Origin of the sequence: Halalkalibacter lacteus, assembly GCF_036663595.1 — a bacterium.
In the GTDB taxonomy this organism is placed as follows: Bacteria; Bacillota; Bacilli; order Bacillales; family Bacillaceae_D; genus Halalkalibacter; species Halalkalibacter lacteus.
In genome coordinates this window covers 1-232 of the sequence record NZ_JAWRVL010000488.1, presented here as the reverse complement: position 1 = coordinate 232, position 232 = coordinate 1, and the positions used below count along the sequence as shown (strand labels likewise).

At 65.5% G+C, this 232-nt stretch carries 1 protein-coding gene; it reads left to right on the top strand.

Annotation, left to right across the window (positions count from 1 at the left end; translation table 11 throughout):
• Nucleotides 1–232 (top strand): ATPase, T2SS/T4P/T4SS family (locus SAZ04_RS23125; RefSeq protein WP_332700163.1); only part of this gene is annotated, 232 nt, incomplete at both ends.

Sequence of the window (232 nt, the reverse complement as noted above, 5' to 3'; positions counted from 1 at the left end):
GATCGGCTACCGCAACGAGAACTCGACCGGGCACATCATCACCATCGAGGACCCGATCGAGTTCGTGCACAAGCACGCCGGCTGCATCATCACCCAGCGCGAGGTCGGCATCGACACCGACAGCTGGGAGAACGCGCTGAAGAACACCCTGCGCCAGGCCCCGGACGTGATCATGATCGGCGAGGTGCGCACCCGCGAGGGCATGGACCACGCCATCGCCTTCGCCGAGACC